At 67.2% G+C, this 3,029-nt stretch carries 4 protein-coding genes; 1 reads left to right on the top strand and 3 read right to left on the bottom strand.

The genetic code is table 11. The annotated features are described in order from the left end of the window. On the top strand, positions 1–2,115 hold a 2,115-nt coding region (locus VFQ05_15115), incomplete at its 5' end, for a cytochrome c-type biogenesis CcmF C-terminal domain-containing protein (GenBank protein ID HET9328095.1). Between the two features lie 81 nt (positions 2,116–2,196). Here VFQ05_15115 and VFQ05_15120 read toward each other — a convergent pair. The 3 genes from VFQ05_15120 to VFQ05_15130 all read right to left on the bottom strand — a co-directional run. Further along, a complete protein-coding gene (locus VFQ05_15120; GenBank protein ID HET9328096.1) occupies positions 2,197–2,409 on the bottom strand; it encodes a hypothetical protein in 213 nt (70 codons plus the stop codon). A 126-nt stretch (positions 2,410–2,535) separates the two neighbouring features. After that, a complete protein-coding gene (locus VFQ05_15125) occupies positions 2,536–2,712 on the bottom strand; it encodes a hypothetical protein (GenBank protein HET9328097.1) in 177 nt (58 codons plus the stop codon). 68 nt (positions 2,713–2,780) lie between these two features. Next, positions 2,781–3,029 (bottom strand): hypothetical protein (locus VFQ05_15130; protein ID HET9328098.1); only part of this gene is annotated, 249 nt, incomplete at its 5' end.

Below are 3,029 nucleotides of genomic sequence, written 5' to 3' on the forward strand. Positions count from 1 at the left end.
CGCGAGCAGGCGTGGCGGATTGGGCGCACCGCATTCGCGGTGCAATGGGCCGGTCTGCTGGCCTCGACCGCCTTCCTCTGGTACATCCTCTTCACCCATCAGTTCCAGTACCAGTACGTGGCGTCCTACTCCTCGAGCGCCATGCCCGGCCACTACGTCTACGCGGCTTTCTGGGGCGGGCAGGAGGGCACCTTCGTCCTGTGGGCCCTGCTCACCGCGACGCTGGGGCTGATCCTGATGCGCGTCCGCCACCCGCTGACGCGGCCGGCGATGCTGTTCCTGAACCTGCCGCTGGTGATGCTGGCGCTGGTGACGGTGATGAGGGGACCGTTCCTGACCTTCCCGATGGGCCGCGTGCCGATGGACGGACAGGGGTTGAACCCGCTGCTCCAGGATCCCTGGATGACCATCCACCCGCCGGTGCTCTTCACCGGCTTCTCGTCGCTGGTGGTGCCGTTCGCGATCGCCATGGCGGCGCTGGTCAAGCGCGACTACGACGGCTGGATCAAGCCGGTGCTGCCGTGGGCGGTGTTCTCGACCGCGATCCTCGCCACCGGCTTCATCATGGGTGGGGTGTGGGCCTACAAGGTGCTGGGCTGGGGCGGCTACTGGGGATGGGACCCGGTCGAGAACGGCTCGCTGATTCCCTGGCTGTCGAACATTGCGCTGCTCCACGGGCTGCTGGTGCAGCGAGCGACCGGGAGCCTGCGGCGCACGAATTTCTTCCTCGCCGTCACCTCGTACGTGCTGGTGCTCTATGCCTCTTTCCTCACCCGCAGCGGGGTGCTGGCCGACTTCTCGGTCCACTCGTTCGTGAACCTCGGCCTCAACGGGTTCCTGCTCTCGTTCCTGTTCCTGACCATGATCGTCGGCTACGGGGCGTGGCTGCTGCGGCTGCGGGACATGCCGTCACCGAAGGAGCCGCTGGGCAGCTTTTCGCGCGAGTCGATGATGTGGCTCGGCCAGCTGGTGTTCATGCTGATGGCGGCGCTCACCGCGGTTGGCATGAGTGCGCCGCTCATCACCCGGCTGTTCGGGCCGCCGTCTAACGTGCAGACCTCGTATTACAACCTGGTCAACGGCCCGCTGGCGATCGCGCTCGGCCTGCTGCTCGGAATCGCGCCGCTGATGCGCTGGCGCAAGCAGGAGCCGGCGGCGCTGATGAAGGCCGCGCTGCCCTCGGTCGTGGGCGCGGTCGTGCTGGGCTTGGCCGCGGCGGCGCTCGGCGTGCGTGAGCCGATCCCGCTGGCGGTGGTGTTCGGTGCCGCGTTCGCGCTCACCGGCAACCTGGTGGTCACGGTCCGCGGGTTCCGCGCCGGCTGGAAGCACGGGGTGGCGTTCCTCGGCCACACCGGGGTGGCGATTCTGCTGATCGGGATCATCGCTTCCTCCAACTACGGGCGCTCGAGCCAGGCCCAGCTGCCGGTGGGCGAGACCAAGGACGTGCTCGGCTACCGTCTCGAGTTCCAGGGCATTCGCCCCGGCGCCGGGGGCCAGGACCGGGCGGTGATCGCGGTCAACGCCGAGGGCGGGGCGTTCGATGCGCTGCCGGCGCTCTATTGGAGCGAGTTCAATCAGGGTTACATGAAGAAGCCCCACATCCAGCGCTACCTCGCCTACGACCTCTACATCTCGCCGCTGGAGATGGTGGGTGGGGAGGAGGAGGTGAACGGCGTCTGGTTCTCGAAGGGCGAGAGCAAGAAGGTGGGGGAGGTGACCTACACCTTCATGGACTTCGACCGCCAGATGGGCGATGTGGTGCGGGTGGCGGCGCGGATGCGGGCCGAGATCGGCGGCCGCACGGTGACGGTGCGGCCGGTGCTGGAAATCAACCTGAAGGAAGGGACTCCCAACCGTATTCCCGACTACCTGCCGGGCGGCGCCTCGGTGCAGATCGCGTCGGTGGACCCGAACACCGGGCGGGTGGCGCTCGAGCTCCCCGGGATGGGACGCACCAGGAGTCAGGACATCCTCGCGGTCGAGGTCAGCACCAAGCCGCTCATCAACCTGGTGTGGCTGGGGGCGATCGTGATGCTGGCCAGCGCCTTCATGAGCATGTGGCGCCGGGCGCTCGACGTGAGACGTCTCAGACCGGAACCGACCGGTCGCTCCTAGCCCCGCGTTCGCGTTGGCACCGGCCTCCTGAGCGAACGACGCATGAGGTCGTGATCCCCGGCCCGGAGGCCAGTTGGACCATCACAAGTCGTAGCCGCGGCTCAGCAGGCGCTTCGCGGCCTTCGGATACCACTCGGGGGGCGGCAGCTCCCAACCCAGCGTGTCCGCCAGCCGGTCATAGATGTTGAAGGAGAATGCCACGTAGAGCGCGTCGAGGAGCTTGGCCTTCGACACTCCCGCGGCGAGCAGCGGATCCAGATCCTCCGGCCTGACCTCGGTGGGGGAGAGCGTCACCTTCTTCAACCAACCCAGCGTAAGTCGCATCGATTCCGAGATCGGTGCGGTCGTGTAGTCGGCCAGCACAGCCTTGACGATCTCGGGGTTCGATGCGAGCGACGCGACCGCGCCGTGAGACTGTGTTCAGAAATGGCATTGGTTGACGCTCGACACGAACGCCGCGAACAGCTCCCGCTCCGCCACCGACCACTCCGAAGGCCCACGCATCACTTCCTGCGTCAGGGCTCCAGCCTGCCGCCCGAAGAATTCCCGGCGATAGAGAAGGGTCTTCACCACGCCCGCGGGTTCGCTCCTACTCATGATGCGGATCATGCCGAGCACAAACTTCTCCCGGAGCGCGTGGCTTCGATCCACCCTTTCGAGCCGCATCACTTTCTCCCCAGAGCGGCCAGCCCCGCCTGGAACCGCGCCCGCGCAGCTCCCAGCGCGCACGCCACGATGATCTCGAACAGGGCATCATCATCGTAGCTGCGCTTGAGGGCGGCGACGTCCTCGTCGGTCACTCGATAGGCAGTGCTCCAAATCTTCTCGAGCAGCGGCCGGAGCTCGGCCGGCAGCTCATGCCAGAGCGCCGGATCCGAGGCCGCTCGCCTCATCGCCGGAGCGAGCGTGGCAGG

The organism is Candidatus Eisenbacteria bacterium (assembly GCA_035712145.1).
Taxonomy (GTDB): Bacteria; Eisenbacteria; RBG-16-71-46; order RBG-16-71-46; family RBG-16-71-46; genus DASTBI01.

Excerpts from the sequence above, each read along its gene's own strand:
- VFQ05_15125 (HET9328097.1), bottom strand. The coding sequence starts at position 2,712 with ATGAGTAGGAGCGAACCCGCGGGCGTGGTGAAGACCCTTCTCTATCGC.